Annotated in this window: 14 protein-coding genes; 4 read left to right on the top strand and 10 right to left on the bottom strand. The window is 33.0% G+C overall.

All coding sequences use genetic code 11. The features are described 5' to 3' along the window. Positions 1-29: 29 nt before the first annotated feature. Together BC952_RS08630 and menD are read right to left on the bottom strand one after the other, a co-directional pair. A complete protein-coding gene (locus tag BC952_RS08630; RefSeq protein ID WP_121365207.1) occupies positions 30-371 on the bottom strand; it encodes a DUF2853 family protein in 342 nt (113 codons plus the stop codon). A gap of 88 nt (positions 372-459) precedes the next feature. Further along, a complete protein-coding gene (gene menD, locus BC952_RS08625; RefSeq protein ID WP_121365206.1) occupies positions 460-2,133 on the bottom strand; it encodes a 2-succinyl-5-enolpyruvyl-6-hydroxy-3-cyclohexene-1-carboxylic-acid synthase in 1,674 nt (557 codons plus the stop codon). A gap of 96 nt (positions 2,134-2,229) precedes the next feature. On the opposite strand from menD, the gene BC952_RS08620 reads away from it, so the two are divergent. Further along, complete coding sequence (locus BC952_RS08620) at positions 2,230-2,727, top strand: GNAT family N-acetyltransferase (protein ID WP_121365205.1); 498 nt, start codon at positions 2,230-2,232, stop codon at positions 2,725-2,727. A gap of 108 nt (positions 2,728-2,835) precedes the next feature. Continuing rightward, positions 2,836-3,786: a tRNA dihydrouridine synthase gene (locus BC952_RS08615; RefSeq protein ID WP_121365204.1), complete on the top strand. Its 951-nt coding sequence runs from the start codon at positions 2,836-2,838 to the stop codon at positions 3,784-3,786. A 74-nt stretch (positions 3,787-3,860) separates the two neighbouring features. Here BC952_RS08615 and BC952_RS08610 read toward each other — a convergent pair whose 3' ends face one another. The 5 genes from BC952_RS08610 to BC952_RS08590 form a co-directional block, all read right to left on the bottom strand. Next, the gene (locus BC952_RS08610; RefSeq protein WP_121365203.1) at positions 3,861-4,448 is read right to left on the bottom strand and encodes a glutathione peroxidase; all 588 of its coding nucleotides are present in this window, start codon (positions 4,446-4,448) and stop codon (positions 3,861-3,863) included. Between the two features lie 144 nt (positions 4,449-4,592). After that, on the bottom strand, positions 4,593-6,806 hold the full coding sequence (locus tag BC952_RS08605) for a TonB-dependent receptor (RefSeq protein ID WP_121365202.1): 2,214 nt from the start codon (positions 6,804-6,806) through the stop codon (positions 4,593-4,595). Between the two features lie 3 nt (positions 6,807-6,809). Next, positions 6,810-8,105: a tetratricopeptide repeat protein gene (locus BC952_RS08600; RefSeq protein WP_121365201.1), complete on the bottom strand. Its 1,296-nt coding sequence runs from the start codon at positions 8,103-8,105 to the stop codon at positions 6,810-6,812. Between the two features lie 162 nt (positions 8,106-8,267). Beyond that, positions 8,268-8,822, bottom strand: coding sequence for a DUF4331 family protein (locus BC952_RS08595; RefSeq protein WP_113633683.1), 555 nt, complete (start codon positions 8,820-8,822; stop codon positions 8,268-8,270). 75 nt (positions 8,823-8,897) lie between these two features. Then, positions 8,898-9,551, bottom strand: coding sequence for a DUF4331 family protein (locus tag BC952_RS08590; RefSeq protein ID WP_113633682.1), 654 nt, complete (start codon positions 9,549-9,551; stop codon positions 8,898-8,900). Between the two features lie 221 nt (positions 9,552-9,772). Between BC952_RS08590 and BC952_RS08585 the strand changes: the two genes are divergently transcribed. Then, the gene (locus tag BC952_RS08585) at positions 9,773-10,303 is read left to right on the top strand and encodes an RNA polymerase sigma factor (RefSeq protein ID WP_121365200.1); all 531 of its coding nucleotides are present in this window, start codon (positions 9,773-9,775) and stop codon (positions 10,301-10,303) included. Beyond that, complete coding sequence (locus BC952_RS08580; protein WP_121365199.1) at positions 10,303-11,088, top strand: anti-sigma factor; 786 nt, start codon at positions 10,303-10,305, stop codon at positions 11,086-11,088. The genes BC952_RS08585 and BC952_RS08580 overlap by 1 nt, the downstream gene beginning before the upstream one ends. Before the next feature lie 72 nt (positions 11,089-11,160). On the opposite strand, the gene BC952_RS08575 is transcribed toward BC952_RS08580, so the two are convergent. The 3 genes from BC952_RS08575 to BC952_RS08560 all read right to left on the bottom strand — a co-directional run bounded on the left by BC952_RS08575 (position 11,161) and on the right by BC952_RS08560 (position 16,191). Further along, positions 11,161-13,818, bottom strand: a complete 2,658-nt coding sequence (locus BC952_RS08575) for a hypothetical protein (protein ID WP_147405271.1) — start codon at positions 13,816-13,818, stop codon at positions 11,161-11,163. A 19-nt stretch (positions 13,819-13,837) separates the two neighbouring features. Then, positions 13,838-15,292: a hypothetical protein gene (locus BC952_RS08570; RefSeq protein ID WP_121365197.1), complete on the bottom strand. Its 1,455-nt coding sequence runs from the start codon at positions 15,290-15,292 to the stop codon at positions 13,838-13,840. A 428-nt stretch (positions 15,293-15,720) separates the two neighbouring features. Next, the gene (locus tag BC952_RS08560; RefSeq protein ID WP_121365195.1) at positions 15,721-16,191 is read right to left on the bottom strand and encodes a T9SS type A sorting domain-containing protein; all 471 of its coding nucleotides are present in this window, start codon (positions 16,189-16,191) and stop codon (positions 15,721-15,723) included. Between the last annotated feature and the right edge of the window lie 753 nt (positions 16,192-16,944).

Below are 16,944 nucleotides of genomic sequence, written 5' to 3'. Positions count from 1 at the left end.
TTTTATGGATACTATTTACAAATTAAGTATTAATTGTAAACGCTTTCTTTTTTAAAATGAACAGCCAGTAAATAATAAATTACCACCCTGTATTTATTCCTGTTAGAACGACCGTATTTTTCCATAACGGCATCTATTGCAGCATCTAATTCCGGTCCGTCATTAAGTCCTAATTTCTTGATTAAGAAATTGTTTTTTACCGTATCTAATTCGGATTGCTGACTTCCGGCTACCGTTGCCGAATCAGCATTATAAATTGACGGCCCACAACCAATAGTTACTTTTGTCAACAAATCCATGTCTGGACTTACACCACATTTGTCTTTTAAATCAGCGGCGTACTTTACAATTAATTCTTCTCTTGCACTCATAAATTAAGGTTTTGTTATTGATTAATAGGTTTTTATATAATCAAATTTAAACAATAATTCATCTCATTTTACGAATTTGAAAAAAATATTAGACTAATTCTTTAAAATATTGCAGTAAAATGCTGTCATTTTTTAATGTGGGCGTGAAAACTTCCAAAATACTTGGTTTTTCATTTTGAGCATACAAAGCGGTCAAACTTGTTGCTAAACTCGCTTCGTCGCTGGCAATACTATATTCAAAGCCATACATTTTAGCCAAATGTTCCGCAGTTAAACAATGAGAAGTTTCAAAGAACGTATTAAAAACAGGACTTTCTTCGTGTCCTGGTAAAATCCTAAAAATTCCGCCACCACCATTATTAATTAGAATAATCTTAAAGTTCTTTGGGATATAATTGTTCCATAACGCATTACTGTCATATAAAAACCCAATATCTCCTGTTATAAAAACAGTTTGTTTATCATCTCGTCCTAAAGACGAGACAGCCGCACCAATAGCCGTAGAAGTACTTCCGTCGATTCCGCTGGTACCGCGATTGCAATATACTTCAATGGAAGGATCAATATCTAATAATTGTGCGTAACGGATTGCTGAACTATTGCTGATTTGCAATTGACTGTTAATCGGCAAAGACTGCATCACTTTTTCGAAAACTTTAAAATCCGAAAAAGGAATTTTGTCTAAATAAATATCACTTTTTAGCTTTCGCAATGCTTTTACTGCGTCTAATTGCTCGAAATAATTACTTTGTGTTGATTCCGTAAGTGGCAAGAAAGTGTCAAAAAATACATTTGGGTCAACTTCAAAATGTTTGGTCAAAGCGCCAAATGTATCATACGCTCTCCAAGAATCAATATGCCAATGGTGTTTTGGTTTGTATTTTCTTAAAAAAGCCTTGATTCGTTTTGAAACGACCATACCGCCAAAAGTGACTAAAATTTCCGGACGAAAATTTTCAAAATCTTCATTCGTAAAAGGCGTAATTATCGTGTCTATATTATTGATAAAAGTATCATGATGCAAGTTAGAAGTCGTTTCGGTCAACACTACAACCGACTCATCTTTGGCGAAAGCCTCAATTATTTTTTCATTGATTGCATTTGGATCATTCACCCCAACCAGAATCATTTTTTTGGTTGAATTGTTCCAAATCGTTGCGTATTCTGAAACATCTTCAATGGAAATCGTCTGAGTAGCATTTGCGAAAGCGACAGTATTCACTTCGACTGAAAGCTCCGAAACGGTTTCGTATAAAGGTTCTTCAAAAGGCGCATTGATGTGAACTGGACCTTTTTGAGTGATAGCCATATTGATGGCTTCGTTTATTTTTAAATCATTTTCGATTGAAACATCCTCATGCAAATTAGCATTGTAAAGCGAATGGTTTTCGAAAACATTTTCTTGTCTAATCGTTTGTCCGTCGCCAATATCAATTTTGCTTTGCGGTCTGTCCGCCGAAATCACAATCATAGGAATCTGGCTATAAAATGCTTCCGCATAAGCCGGATAATAATTCAATAATGCAGAACCGGAAGTACAGACCAAAGCCACTGGCTGCTTGGTTTGCTGTGCGATTCCCAATGCAAAAAAAGCGGCCGAACGCTCATCAGCAATACTGTAACATTGAAAGGCGGGATTGTTTACAAAACCAATTGTAAGCGGGGCATTTCGAGAACCCGGAGAAATAATTATGGTAGTGATTCCTTTGGCCAAACAAATTTCAATAATGCTTTGTGCTAAAGGTATTTTGGGGTAAATCATTGTGTAAATTTTCTGAAATACAAAGTTACAAACTTGCAACCCTTTTTCCTTTATTTTTAACGGTTATTTCTTAATTTTGAAGCAAATAATCAACACATGGAAATTAAATTACGAGCTTACAAAACGGAAGACACACAGGCAATTTTGGACATCATTAATTACAATATTTTGCACTCCACAGCGCTGTATGATTACAACCTCCGAACCTTTGATCAACAAAAAGCCATACTCGAAGAAAAAATTGGAAAAAACTTCCCGGTGATTGTAGCGGAATTAGATGGGACAGTTGTTGGTTTTGGAATGTATAGTGAGTTTCGTTTTCGCGAAGCCTATAAATTTACTGTAGAACATTCAGTTTATGTAAATCAAGACCACCATGGAAAAGGTATTGGAAAAATTCTGCTGCAGGAATTAATCCGTCTTGCTAAGAATCAAAAATTACATACGATGATTGCCGTAATTGACGCTGAAAATCAAAGCAGTGTAGAGTTTCATGAAAAATTTGGTTTTAAAACTGTAGGAATCATCAAGGAATCCGGTTATAAATTTGATCGTTGGTTGCACTCTGTGTTCATGCAATTGATTTTAGAATAAAACGAATTTTATCATCATGAAGTTCATTTTGTGCTATGTTTTGACTTTATGAATTTTATAACTTTAAGACTTGCTACTTTTTAGTATATTTGCGCAACTAAAAATTTCATGGATTATACCTTACTTTCATCTCCTTTACAGGGATTTACCGACTTTCGTTTTAGAAATTCCCAAAACAAATTATTTGGAGGAATTGACACTTTTTACTCTCCTTACATTCGCTTAAACGGAAAAATGGTTATCAAACCGTCTTACGAACGCGACCTGCTTCCGGAGAATAATCTTGATTTAGAGGTAATTCCACAAGTGATAACAAACGATGCCGATGAATTTTTATTTGTGGCCAAATATGTTCGAGAATTGGGGTATAAAGAGCTAAACTGGAATTTAGGTTGTCCTTATCCTATGGTGACCAAGTCAGGTATGGGTTCCGGCTTAATAAGTAATCCCGAAAAAATCAACAATATCCTTCACAGAGCACATACTGAATCTGACATTATTGTGTCTATGAAAATGCGTTTGGGTTACGACAACAGTGAAGAAATTCTTGATGTTTTACCTATTTTAGATACCTATCCTATTAAGAATATTGCGATTCATGCACGTATTGGGAAACAACTGTATAAAGGTGGCGTGAACTTAGATGCGTTTCAGCATTGTGTTGATAACACCAAACATAAATTGTATTATAATGGAGATATTACATCGGTGGCTAAATTTCATGAAATGCAACAACGCTTTCCAAGCATTGACCATTGGATGATTGGTAGAGGATTAATTTCGGATCCATTTTTACCAAGCATGATAAAAAACAATACTTCAGAATATCCTGCAAACAAAATAGAATTGTTCAGTGCGTTTCACGATACTTTGTATGCTATTTATAGTGAATCTCTTTCTGGTTCAACCCATATTTTATTGAAGATGTATCATTTATGGGAATATTTTTCAGCTACGTTTTCAAATCCCCATAAGGTTTTAAAGAAAATAAAAAAAGCCCAAAGCATCCGAAATTACGAAGCTGCTGTTGCGGAAATTTTCAAAAATGAAAAGTTTTAATTTGTAGATTTAAAAATAAAAAAAAGCGATTTTCAGTTTCCCGAAAATCGCTTTATTATTTTATTACTTCTTGATTATGCTTTAATCCAATTCAATACTTCTGGATCTGTTACTAAAGTTCTTGGAGCAATTACTTTTTCCAATTCTCCTTTTTCGTTGATTAGATATTTTTGAAAATTCCATTCTACAGTTGAATCTTGTAATCCATTTTTAGATTTCTGAGTCAAAAACTGATAAATAGCAGCCATATCATCGCCTTTTACAGAAACTTTATCCATCATTGGGAAAGTGACTCCATAATTCATTTGGCAAAAAGTTGCAATTTCTTCATTCGTTCCTGGCTCTTGTGACGCAAAATTATTAGCCGGAAAACCTACAATTACTAATCCTTTGTCTTTGTATTCTTTATAAACTGCTTCAAGGTCTTTGTACTGTGGTGTTAATCCACATTTTGAAGCGGTATTCACAATCATGATTTTTTTACCTTTCAAAGAAGCAAAATCAAAACTTTTACCTGATAAATCTTCTACTTTGAACTGATAAATCGTTTCTTTAGCAACTACTGGTGTACCCATTTTATTTTCAGATTTTTGTGGTTGTGCCTGGTTTTCACAACTAAATAACATTAAAGCGCAAGTCGCTATGTATACTAGATTTTTCATGATTGAAATTTTTTATAAAATTAGATAAAAATTTGTTTTATCAAAGCATTTTTTAGTTAAACAGTAGTTAAATAAAAAAGAAAACCTGACACTATGAAAATGCCAGGCTTCTAAACAAATAAACAACAAATCTTAATGTGGTATTTAAAATGTATAGGTAATTTTTCCTTTCATGAAGAAAGGCGTTCCTGGAGTAAAATGAATTTCTTCAACACTTTCAGGCTCATTTTGAAGCCTGGATTCAGTAGCAAATTGTGTTTCGTTCCAAGCCGTATCAAAAATATTCTCTACTGCAATTCCGAAATTGATATTCTTATATTGATAATTAACATTTAAATCGGAAATAAAATAACCTTTGGCAATAATAGAATTATCTTCATTCGCAGGGCGATTTTTTAAGTAACGATAGCGAATTCCTCCTGAGAAACCATTCACTTTTTGGAAACTTAATCCTCCAGTAGTAGTGAAATCTGGCGCTAGCGGAATGTAATCCTGACCTTTTGGTTCATCAATGCTTCTGGCATACGTATAATTTGCATCCGCATCAAAATATAACCAATCATTCAATTGGTAACGCAATCCAAGCTCTGCTCCCATACGTTTTGATTTTCCGCTTGGCTCAATAATTCCGGCATCTCCAACGTAAACAAACTCCTGTTCTAAAAACAAATACCATAAAGCTGAATTCACAATCAACTTAGGAAATGGTTTCCAAATGGTACCAATATCAGTTCCTATTGCCGTTGGTAAAATTTGTTTTCCACTGTTTTGAACAACAACACGAGCATCATTCGAATGGAAACCCATTCCTGATTTTACAAAAAATTGCAAGTTGTTATTTTGCGAGTAAATGAAATTCAATTTTGGAGAAAACTTAACTTTTGATTCAGATTGTGTTTTGTAATTCTCCATCAATTTATCCTGATAATTGAACTTGAAATAATCCAATCTAATGGCTGGATTAATCATTAGTTTTCCAAAATTGAATTCTGAATTCAAATAGGTAAACAAATTTGATTCATCAATATCTCCTAATTTTATATTTTCAAGAACCGTTCTTCTGTTTAAAGTGTGTGAAAGCTCAGTATCTGTTGTCGCATCTGCACGAAAACCAGCTCCAAATTGCAACAAAACATCTGTATCATTTATTTTCGTCTTCTTATTCAACTCCGCATTCATTCCATAGATATCGCGATTTTCTTTCTGTTTAATTTGGTCCCCATTAATAGGATCATCCAAAAAGAACGTAAAATTAGAATACAATTCAAATTGGTAATTCGAATAAAAAGCATTGGCTTTTAAGAATGTATTTTCATCAATTGGTTTGCTCAAACTCGCATTAAAATTAGTTCGTGATGTATTCCCTCCTTCGGTATCATCAACAGCTCCAAATCTCGAAATCGTTCCGTTATCGACCAAACGCTGCGGAATTTGTCCCGAAGCATCCCATTTGCTTGAAAAGCGAGAAGCCAAAATTGAAAACTTGCTGTTATCCTTCAAAATAGCGGAATATTTCCCTAACAAGTTTATTCTATTAAAATTTTGAGGAGAATCAAACGGACCATCTGTCAAGATATATTCTGTGGCAATGTAAGCACTTTGTGTTTTTTGGTTGCCCAAAAGATTAAAAAGTCCTACCGTTCTCAGCGTGTTAAATTGTCCTACTTCTACGCCAATACTACTTTTTTCTATTTTATCTTTAGTTTGGAAGGTAACGTATCCTGCCGTTGCAAAATCCCCTTTGTTAGCATAATACGTTCCTTTTCCAAAATCTATTTTTTCTACCGTTTCCGGAATAACAAAATGCAAATCTGCATAACCTTGACCATGTGCGTGAGACACCATATTTACTGGCATTCCGTCTACTGAAATGGCAATATCAGTTCCGTGATCAATGTCAAATCCTCTCAAAAATATTTGCTCTGCTTTTCCTCCGCCGGCATGTTGCCCGATGAATAATCCAGGAACTTTTCTAAGAATTTCCTGAGACGAATTCACTGGAGTGGTTTCTAAATCTATTTTCGAAATGACATTCATAGCCGATAGTTTCGGTTGAATTACGATTTCATTCAATCTAAAAATATCATCTTCAATGATAATTGTATCATCAGAGGAAACAACAGTATAATTAGTTTTTTTATATCCTAAGGCTGTTATTTTAAGAATATCACCAATATTTGTTTTGTCAATGCTAAAAAATCCAAATTCATTTGTATGTGCATGACTTTCTGAACTTGTGTTGATTAAATAAGCATTCTCAACTGGATTTCCATCCTTATCTAACACTTTTCCTTTTTGGATTTGGCCGAACGCAGCTACTCCAAAAAGAGTAACTAACAATAAAATAATATTTTTCATACGCTATAATTGATTTACCTTTTTCTCGAAATTAGGACCCAATTCATACAAACTGGATAGTAATTCTTCCTTAATAGGTTTCGTTTTGAGCGCTAAATTATTTGATTTGTAAATCATTGCCAAGTGGTATTGTACCTTTGGCTCAAAGGATTTTCCAACCACATGATTTTGAGCAATTTCTAATGCTTTTTTATTTTCTCCCACATTTAAATATGCCCAAGCCAATAAATCATAAGAATCAGCTGTAGGTCTGTGATCAACTTCAATTTTAGCAATTTCTAATGCTTTTTGAGCTGTTTGTTTATCATCAGCATAAATTAGAGCATTGTATTTGTTGTACATTGCACCATAATTATTCTTTTCCATCATAGAAAAATAGGCATTTCTATTTTTCATTTCCTCATTTTTATTTCCTTCAAATTGGGCAATTTGAGATTTTAATAAATAAAAATCAGGTGTATTATGAATTGCTGCAATAGCATCAATAATTCTATTAGCCTCGTTTATATTTCTTTCTTTAGAAAAAACAATCCATGCAATTCCTTTTAAAGCATATGAATAATTAGGATCTAGTGCTAATGTTTTTAAATAACTGTCGTAAGATTCCTTGATTCTTCCAGCATGTCCATAAAAATCACCCAAATTAGAATAGGACCAGATTTTTAGCACTTTATTGTCTTCTTTTTCAGCAATATCTCTTGCCTTTTCCATGAAAGTTATCGCCGTTTCTAAATCGCCTTTGTGATCGTTCCATTTAGCCAAGCGAATCAAATAATCAAAACTATTCATATCTCTTATGGCATTCAAATTTTTAACCGCTTCCGGATAATTTCCCAATTCCATTTGAACATCGAACAGTAATTTTTGAGTTTCTTTTTTTCCTTCGCCTATGGCTAATGCTTTATTGGCTAGTTCAAGTGCTTCCTTAAACCTATGTTGTGAAATATAATTTCTTGCCAATGATCGAACGGTTGAAACCCTTGAATAATTGTATGCTTCATTTGATTTAGTCAATAAATCTTCAGATTTATATAAGTTTTTGATATCTCCAGTATATTCAAAAAGTGTATTATAGTTTGCCGCAAGTTGACTTAAATAACTGATTTGGTTTGGTGCAGCGTTATATTTTTTCTGCCAAAAATCAATTTCTTTATGAGCAAAAGACAACGATTTATTATCTTTTAAACTCAAGTATTTAGAATAGTCTTCTTTGCTGGTAATTTCTTTTGATGTGGTTTCACATCCCAATAAAAAAAGGGTTGTGAGCACCATAAAAGATAAGGTTTTTAAAGTTTTCATACTCTAATTATTTTGTTTGTTTGTTTGTTTGTTTGTTTGTTTGTTTGTTTGTTTGTTTGTTTGTTTGTTTGTTTGTTTGTTTGTTTGTTTGTTTGTTTGTTTGTTTTATTAAAAAAACAGAGCGAATAGTATTGTTGTAAACGCTCTGTTTTTTTTGTAATTCTACCAAGCAGAAGCTAGGTAAGGGAAAGTTGTTCCAAATGCTTTATCATTTGCATTTACATTATCTTTAGTCAGACCTGGATTAGAAGTTCCCATCGGTCCACCGAAAATCAATAATAATTCAACATCTATTACGTCATCTGCCAAAGCTCTTCCTGTCAAAACATTAGTTCCGTCAAAGAAAGTTGTTGGCGCTGTTTTAGATACTCCTAATACATCTGTAGCTAAAAGACCAGTCAACTGAGCAGCAGTTTGTCCTAGAGCATTTGTAGTATACGCAGGATTCAAAGCCAATAATCTGGATTGAAAAATAGATTGGTATTTAGCTCCCATTGCCGATGGAATGGCAGCATTGAAATCATCTTTAGGTTGTCCTGAAGCAACGAATACTGTGTTGATTGCTGGTCTAGCCATTTGATCTTGCTGAACATAAGTTCCTGAAAAATCAAGGCTTACACTAGAATCACCGTTTGAATCGTCATTATCACAATTTACTGAAACAACTGCAGCTACTAGTGCGATTGTTATAATTTTGAATTTATTTGTTTTACTCATGATGTTTATATTTTAAATTTTTTTCGAAATCGAAAATCTTCGATTTCATGTTTTTGCTTTTTTTAATAAAATTAATTATTGTTTTTTCTTAGTTTCAGCCCAAACACCAACAGTACTTGATGAACCCAACATTGATTTTGGAACTTCAACAACTATAGACATTACATTAGTACCTGCAAATGTGTCTGTTCCCGGATTATTAAATCCTGTAGCTGTTCCACCAAGAATTGCTTGAAAGCGACCTAAATCAAAAAAGAAAGGATCGTCTCTTGGTCCTGCGAAAAATTTCATTCCGTTTTGCTCTGCTGTTAAAGCAGCTGTACCATATTTAGATATAGTAACACTTCCTGAGGCAGCAGCAGTTTTAACGGTACTTGAAGTTCCAGTTGTTCCTGGAGCTACAGGTCCAAAGAAATACATTTTGTCGTCTCTCTTAATTGCCTGAATAACTAAATCTTCAACATTGTCACCATTATTGTCAATGTTTATTTCCACCATCACATTATCTTTGAATGTGGCAGCACCAGTAGCATTAGGACTTAACAATCCTTGAGTGTTTACTGCAAATACTAAATTACTTGTGTTTTGCCCTTGAAAAGCATAAACATCTGTAATATCACCTGCGTCTCCTGACATTGTAGCCGGTGCATCAATGTGATCCGCTGCTACTAAAATTAAGCCCGAAACCGCCACTAGCGACAGACCTAAAAGCATTTTTGTTTTTTTCATTTTGTTTTAAATTAAAAGGTTATAAATGCATTTACGGGATTGTTTCCGATTTGGTTTTTTAAATACTAAAAAAAAATTAAAATAATACACAAAAAACTGATTATCAATATTTTAAAAACTTAAAAAAATTCAAATTATTTTTATTTTGATGTTGGCAACTAGATAATCTGTTATTTTTAAATAAGAATGTATAAATTTGTAATAGTTAAATAAATAAACGTATGAGTCAAGAAGAATTATTAGTATTAATTTACAAGAAAGACGAAAGAGCATTTACACATCTCTATGATATGTATTCCAAAAGTTTATTTTCGGTTATTAATGTTCTTGTAAAAAATAGAGAAGAGGCCGAAGATGTGCTTCAGGAAGTATTTGTTAAAATTTGGAAAAACATTGATTCCTACCATGAAAGCAAAGGAAGATTTTATACTTGGATTCTAAATATTGCCCGAAATACTTCTATTGATAAACTACGTTCTAAGAATTTTAATAACAGTCAAAAAAACCTTTCTACTGATAATTTCGTAAATCATTTTGAAGACAGTTCGAAACTGTCGGATAAAGTGGATACTATAGGTTTACAGGAATTTGTAAAAAGACTGAAACCAAAATGTATTCAAATAATTGATTTACTGTTTTTCAAAGGCTATACCCAACAGGAAGCTTCGGACGAATTGGTAATTCCTTTAGGAACGGTAAAAACGCAAAATAGAAATTGTATTAACGATCTACGAAATTATTTGAAAGTATAATGGAAACAAAAGAATATATTGAATCAGGAATTCTGGAACTTTATGTTTACGGTTTATTAAGTGAAACCGAAAACGAGGAAGTTACAGCTATGGCAAAAAATAACCCGGAAATAAATGCTGAAATTATAGCTATTGAAAAAGCGATTGTTGCACTATCATCTAGCTTTTCACCATTTCATTCAGTAGCTAATTTCGAAAAAATTAAAGGGAAATTAGAGCTGAAACATGCCGAAGTCATACAATTAGAACCTCGTAAAAACAGGTCTCAATACATTGGATGGGCAGCAGCTGTGTTATTATTGGTAGGTATTGGATACCAATACAATCAGTTGAACCAAACTAATACTCAAGTGGCGAATACTGAAATTGAAAAAGCAAAACTAGAGAAAGAGTTTAATGTCTTGAAATTAAAAAATGCGGCTAACGAAACAAGTTTAGCGGTTGTCAGAGACATTAAAAATACGGTTGTAGCTCTTGGAGGACAAGCAGTTGCTCCGGAATCTTCGGCTAAAGTGTATTGGAATCAAGATACCAAGGTTGTTTATATTGATGCAACAGGCTTACCAGAACCACCGGAAGGAATGGTGTATCAGGTTTGGGCATTGAAATTAAGCCCGCTGACTCCTACAAGCATTGGATTATTGGAAGACTTTGATGCAAATGAACAAAAATTATTTGCTGTAAATAATGCAAATGAAGCCGAAGCTTTTGGAATTACACTTGAACCGAAAGGTGGAAGTTTGACTCCTACAATGGAACAATTATATACGCTAGGAAAAGTCTAAAACTCTTTTCTTAGATACTAAAAAAGGTTCAACTTTGCGGTTGAACCTTTTTTAGTTTAAAAGTCTCTTATATTAATTAAGTCTTTTATATTTAAAAGTCACTCCACTAGTATCTTCGCTTAGATATTGAACGGCATAATAATTTCCACTATTTGTATGGTATATTCCAACGAAATCTGTTGGAGGTGTATCTACATTAAAACAACTCAAATTTGGATCACCAATATAATCACAATAATAATAATTAGCTATATCTGCTGATGTAAGATTATCAAAAGACTTATCATAGACCATTGCCATATCTGTATATTGATTATTCCACCACATTCTTGCACGTACTGTTCCCCCTCCTGCCGCAAATACAAGATCGTAATTTGAAGTTACAATATCAAAACAAGATCCACCACAAAGAGAACCTGCTTCCAAGTCAAAATATTCCTCAAATGGTATAGTTACTTGTGTAAAAAGAGTGATACTGGATGTTTTTGTTAATTTTATTTCTCCGTTTACACCTACTCCACTACTGGTACCATTAGCCCCATTTTTATTAACATAATTAGGTTTTATATTTGTTATTTCACCATTTTTGGTTACTACTGTAACGGCATTTATATTTAAATCAGCACTTATCGTATTGGATAAATGAGTAGCATCTGCATCCTGAGTAGCTGTTATTGTTGATACACCCGCAGCAACTATCGTAACTGTTGTACCACTAATTCTGGCAACATTGGTATCACTACTTACGTAAGAAAAAGCTCCGGTACTATCGGTATTAGGAGGGGTAATTGTAAATGAACCATCATATAAAGTTTTTGATAGCGGATTAAAACCACTTAACAAAGCTGGAGAATAAGGATTTGGCGTACTTCTTTCGTAACTAAATCCGCCGCCGCCGCCAGCAACCCAAGAAACTAATTTTAAATCAATATAAATATTATCCTCTATTAGGTGAAGTACAAAATCTTGCCCCACATTACAAGGTAGACAGTAATCCATTCCTTCACTAAACATTGCATCTCGCCAATTCGAAAAAGTTAATGAACCAAAATCAGCCATAGTGCCTTTAGACCATTCCGTAGCTAAAGGAGAGATATTATTATTATTATAGTTAGATTCTTGTGTAATATTAAAAAGTCCTCCACTGTAAGCTCTTGTAATTGTGACTTTATCAGTTAAATAATCTTGATTTTCTGGCAACATCCAATCAGATCCGGTACTTTTTTCAAAAGTAATTTTTGGCCCATTCCAAATTACGGGAATTGTGGTAATTTTAATTGCTCCTGATGGATTACTTACTAAAATGGTGTTATTTCCAGAAACCACAACGTAGTAATAACTAGTGCCTAAATCAGTACTTAGAGGTGTATAAGAATTGGTCGTAGCACCATTAATTAGTGTTCCGCCAGTATTGCTATTATTTAAGTTTTTGTACCATTGGTAAGTAATACTACTTCCAGTGGCTGTAACATTTAAACTGTTTGCGGAACTATTTTGAATTACTGTTTGATTACTATTGGAAGGCTGAGAAGTAATTTCAATACCTACACGAACATAGCCAGAAACATTGCTGGCACAAGTGGTTGTAGCGGAAGAAATAACTGCATAGTAATATAAAGTTCCTTCTGCAGCCGTACTTGGTGTATAACTCGTATTCGTTTCCCCTGGAAGAATTGTCCCCCCAGTATTTGACTTTACAGTATTGCTATACCACTGGTATGTTGCATCAGGATCGCTAGACAAAACACCAAGACTGGTAGGCGTACCTCCCAATATAACAGACTGGTTGTTGGAGCTAGGTTGAGTAGCCAATGTACAAACACTGTAGTAAAGTCCTTGTTTGTATTCAATTGTCTGGCGTGGATTGGTTAATACCGTTGGAAATAAGATTAACTCACTCACATTACCATTATAAAATACTTGTCCTCCAGTAAAAGTCTGATTGGCACCAATTGCTACCGATGTCACCGCAGAAAAAGTCCCGGTGTTAAGATTTGCAGTACCATCAATGGCTCCATTGGCATATAAATTTATTTGTCCAGTTATTCTATTTCTAGTCCAGGAATGTAACCGTATTGAATTATCGTTTACGGTTGTATTTCCTGCTATAGAATTATCCGACGGACCGTTACCTGCAGTGAATTTATTATTGTAAATGCCATATGCAAAGTCTGTAGTGCCACCGGGCTGCTCAGAACCAAATATACCATTCATGGTAAACCAGCTTCTAGCAAGGCCACTCCTATTATTAAAACTGGAGGCATTATAAACAAGACAACCTGTTAAATCATTATTAAATACAGTGGAATTAACTACTAAAAATTGCGATCCTGAAAAAATTATTGTTGGAAATCCATTTGATCTTTCAATAACTCCTGTAGTTATAATTTTTGGTTGATTTAAAAGTGCATTTTGAATTGCATTGTTTCCATTACCACTTTGGTCATACCAAATCGTCAAAAATCCATCTCCTGAACCAACGAATGATGTTAATGAATTTGCATCTAAATTTCCATTACTATCAAAACCGATATTTTGAGTAGTATTGTCAGTACTGCGTCTTACTTGTATGGCACTATCAAGGTAAGAGCTGCTCAATTTTCTCAAACTATAAGCTCCGGCGGCAGGTGTAGCACTCGTAAGCCCCAAATTGTCCAACGTGTTTTGAGAATACACATCAAAACTAGCAAAAATCAAAAAAAAGAGAACTATTTTTTTATAAAATCCCATGATATACCTGTATTGAAAGCTATTCATTAATAAAATAATCAAATTGAATTCTGTCATTTGCAGACAAGGAATACGAACCATTATTAGAGGGAATATAAGTTAATGTAGTTCCAATCCAACTATATGCTGAGTTACTAATCCTAATACCATTCACATACATTTTCACTTTACTATTAGGTGATGGAGTTTGAGATAAAGAAAAAGTCTCTACAGATTCAGTTAAATTAAATTCATCGGCAATTTCCATTACTACATCTGCTCCTGTTGAAACACTTCCATTGGCCATCAAATACTGCGAAGCGGTTCCACTTGGTGTTTTGTATCCAGTAGCCGTAATTACAGCACTTGTATTTACATTGGTTACAGCGGTGTAAGAACCACTTCCGTCAGAACCTAATTGAATAGTATTAGAAGCCGTTACTATGGCATTAGCACCGATGGCAACCGAATTTGTAATACCGTCAGAACTTACATCTGCACCATTACCAATAACAGCATTTGAATTTTCGTTAAATTTTCCTCTTCCTACTGTAACTCCATTAATAGTTGCATCTGAAGTAAAAATTTTAGTTCCCGCAATGATTTGATTCGTTGTTAAATCAACAAAATTTGTACTTGTATTTTCACTCATATCGGCAATAGCACTTGTAACAAAATTCGTTGTAGCAATTTGTGTTGTAGCAGTTCCAGCTGCAGGAGTTGGAGCGAAAGGTGTTCCCGTAAATGTTGGTGATTCCAAAGGTGCTTTTGAATCTAATAATGTTTGCGTTATGGAATTCGAAGTTGCAATATTTACATCCACATACGTTTTAGTCGCTTTTTCGGTTGGAAATTTAACATCCGAATTCGAAGTAAAACTTCCATCCGTACTTTTATTTATTGCATCCTCTTTTAAATTCAATGCTAATTTTGAAGCATCACTAATTGGTTTATTCAAATCGGTGGTATTATCTACATTTTCAAGTCCCAAATTAGTTTTAGCACCAAGAACTGTAATTGCATTTGTTCCTCCATTTTCTAAGGCCACAACACCTGTAACATTCAAAGCATTTGTTGACGAATATGCGAAAGGAACTGAGCTAAAAGGTTGATTGCTAATTTCTATAAATGAAGAACAGTCTCCACTAAAACTTATCCCAATCACCAAATTCTTTTCTACTGAATTCCAAGAAATTTTTTCAAAGGAAGTGGCATATCCTGCGGTTTGTGTTCCAGTTCCAATGATTAGATTAACCATTCCGTATGGATCTGTTTTTGTTTTAATAACTTCCTGATATTCAATATTTGAAAACTCATCAACAAATTTAAATAACATACAAATATCCTTACTCACTAAAGGTGAATTTGTGTTAGTTATAGTAGCTGCTTTTCCTTCTGTTGGATTTAGAATTAAAGCTTGGTAGGTAATACCATTGGTTTGCGCAAAACTCTTCGCACATAAGAAAAATATAAAAAGTAAAATTATTTTTTTCATGGTTCAATAATTTTTAGTGAAATGAATTTTAAATTCGATTAGTATAAAATGATAACTTTTCTTTAGCGTTATAAATAATATGTCTGGTTAAAAAAACAATATTATTAAAACCTGAAATGATTTTTAAGCCCTTCTTCCTTTTCTTAAATACGTGGTAGATCCTATGAATTCCAATTGAATTACTTCATTACTGTTTTTTGAGAAATGATTAAAACATAAAAAAAAGGAATGAAATCTAATTTGATTAAATGGATTCGTTAGAGTTAAATAATTAAAATTAATGTAGAAATTAGAGGTAATTAAATTTGCTTTCCCAAATGAAGTTTGACATACATCAGTATTCAAATTATTTTCTAAATTCCGGTAAACTCCTTTAGAAAAAACTTGACAAGTTGCAATAAGAGTAATAAACAAAAAGTATTTTTTTATCATATTTTGATGATTTTAGTGAAATGAGTAAAATTTGAAGTGCTTAATCGTACTAAATATTCTGAGCTTTGCAACAAAGGAAGTGTGATAGTCAGAATCAAACCATCAGGTTTTTTCTTTTGTTGAAATACTAATCGTCCGCCTAAATCAAATACATTTATATTTATTTCTTCCATAATGACTTTTGAAAATTCAAAGTTCACTGTTTGAACAAATGGATTAGGAAAAGTTTTGGTTTTGATTGTTTCAACTGTATTTGAAGCAATATACTTCCCCCAAAAACTTTGTTGAAAACCGTGCATCACAACATAGTTCTTGTTTGAAGTTCCAGTGAGACTTTGCTGACCAATTGTTTGGGATATCACCGTTCCATCTGACAAAATTTTAGAAGTACCTTGTGATGAAACCATTTGATGGTGTAAAACTTGGCCGTGAAAGGTGACCGTGAAAAGTATAAGTAAGTATCTCATGAAATTTATTTTAAACAATATTAATCTAAAATAATGTATTTCATCGATAAAATATGCATTTAAACGACAATTTAATTAATTAGTAAGAACTTTTCAGTTTTTAGTAACTCTAAAACTCTTGTATGAAAAGACGAAATGGCGAAATAATTGTAATCCGATGCATTAATTACGAATTCTAAACTTAAAAAATGCATTCCAAATTGAATGTGAGTAATTTTTCAATTTATAGTAACTTAGTAATTCAACTTTAAAAAAAAAATGTAATTTTAAATTCAGAAAAAATTAACAAAAATGCTTTCAAATTTACTTTTCATTATCACTGGATTAATTGGATTAATAACTACTTTTTTAATTTTTACTAATTATAAATCCAATAGAATAATGAACTTATACATCATTCTATTTATACTTATTATTTCTTTGCGTTTTTTCGTATCCGGTTTGACCAATTTCATTTTTGATTCCAATTTCAGAACAACTTATTTCAAATATTCAAACTTCTCACTGGTAGTAATCCCTATTTGCTATCTGTACTTTAAAAATTTATCTGAAAATAACAGGAAACTAAATTTAAAGGAGCTTTTACATTTTATATTTCCTTTAGCACTATTTTTTGCTATGATTAATCGAGAGCATTTCGATTTTGATGCAAAACAAATAGAAATAATATTATATGGGCTCTTTTTTATTTTTGCTGTAACGTATATTATTTTATGTTTTCAAATGTTAAGGACTACCATTTGGATTAGAAAA

The organism is Flavobacterium limicola (assembly GCF_003634755.1).
Classification (GTDB): Bacteria; Bacteroidota; Bacteroidia; order Flavobacteriales; family Flavobacteriaceae; genus Flavobacterium; species Flavobacterium limicola.
The sequence above is the reverse complement of the archived record's forward strand: the minus strand, read 5'-3'. Positions and strand labels throughout refer to the sequence as shown.

What these genes read in the sequence shown, in the direction of transcription:
- BC952_RS08630 (WP_121365207.1), bottom strand. Translation starts at nt 371, where the DNA reads ATGAGTGCAAGAGAAGAATTAATTGTAAAGTACGCCGCTGATTTAAAA.
- menD (WP_121365206.1), bottom strand. Translation starts at nt 2,133, where the DNA reads ATGATTTACCCCAAAATACCTTTAGCACAAAGCATTATTGAAATTTGT.
- BC952_RS08620 (WP_121365205.1), top strand. Translation starts at nt 2,230, where the DNA reads ATGGAAATTAAATTACGAGCTTACAAAACGGAAGACACACAGGCAATT.
- BC952_RS08615 (WP_121365204.1), top strand. Translation starts at nt 2,836, where the DNA reads ATGGATTATACCTTACTTTCATCTCCTTTACAGGGATTTACCGACTTT.
- BC952_RS08610 (WP_121365203.1), bottom strand. Translation starts at nt 4,448, where the DNA reads ATGAAAAATCTAGTATACATAGCGACTTGCGCTTTAATGTTATTTAGT.
- BC952_RS08605 (WP_121365202.1), bottom strand. Translation starts at nt 6,806, where the DNA reads ATGAAAAATATTATTTTATTGTTAGTTACTCTTTTTGGAGTAGCTGCG.
- BC952_RS08600 (WP_121365201.1), bottom strand. Translation starts at nt 8,105, where the DNA reads ATGAAAACTTTAAAAACCTTATCTTTTATGGTGCTCACAACCCTTTTT.
- BC952_RS08595 (WP_113633683.1), bottom strand. Translation starts at nt 8,822, where the DNA reads ATGAGTAAAACAAATAAATTCAAAATTATAACAATCGCACTAGTAGCT.
- BC952_RS08590 (WP_113633682.1), bottom strand. Translation starts at nt 9,551, where the DNA reads ATGAAAAAAACAAAAATGCTTTTAGGTCTGTCGCTAGTGGCGGTTTCG.
- BC952_RS08585 (WP_121365200.1), top strand. Translation starts at nt 9,773, where the DNA reads ATGAGTCAAGAAGAATTATTAGTATTAATTTACAAGAAAGACGAAAGA.
- BC952_RS08580 (WP_121365199.1), top strand. Translation starts at nt 10,303, where the DNA reads ATGGAAACAAAAGAATATATTGAATCAGGAATTCTGGAACTTTATGTT.
- BC952_RS08575 (WP_147405271.1), bottom strand. Translation starts at nt 13,818, where the DNA reads ATGGGATTTTATAAAAAAATAGTTCTCTTTTTTTTGATTTTTGCTAGT.
- BC952_RS08570 (WP_121365197.1), bottom strand. Translation starts at nt 15,292, where the DNA reads ATGAAAAAAATAATTTTACTTTTTATATTTTTCTTATGTGCGAAGAGT.
- BC952_RS08560 (WP_121365195.1), bottom strand. Translation starts at nt 16,191, where the DNA reads ATGAGATACTTACTTATACTTTTCACGGTCACCTTTCACGGCCAAGTT.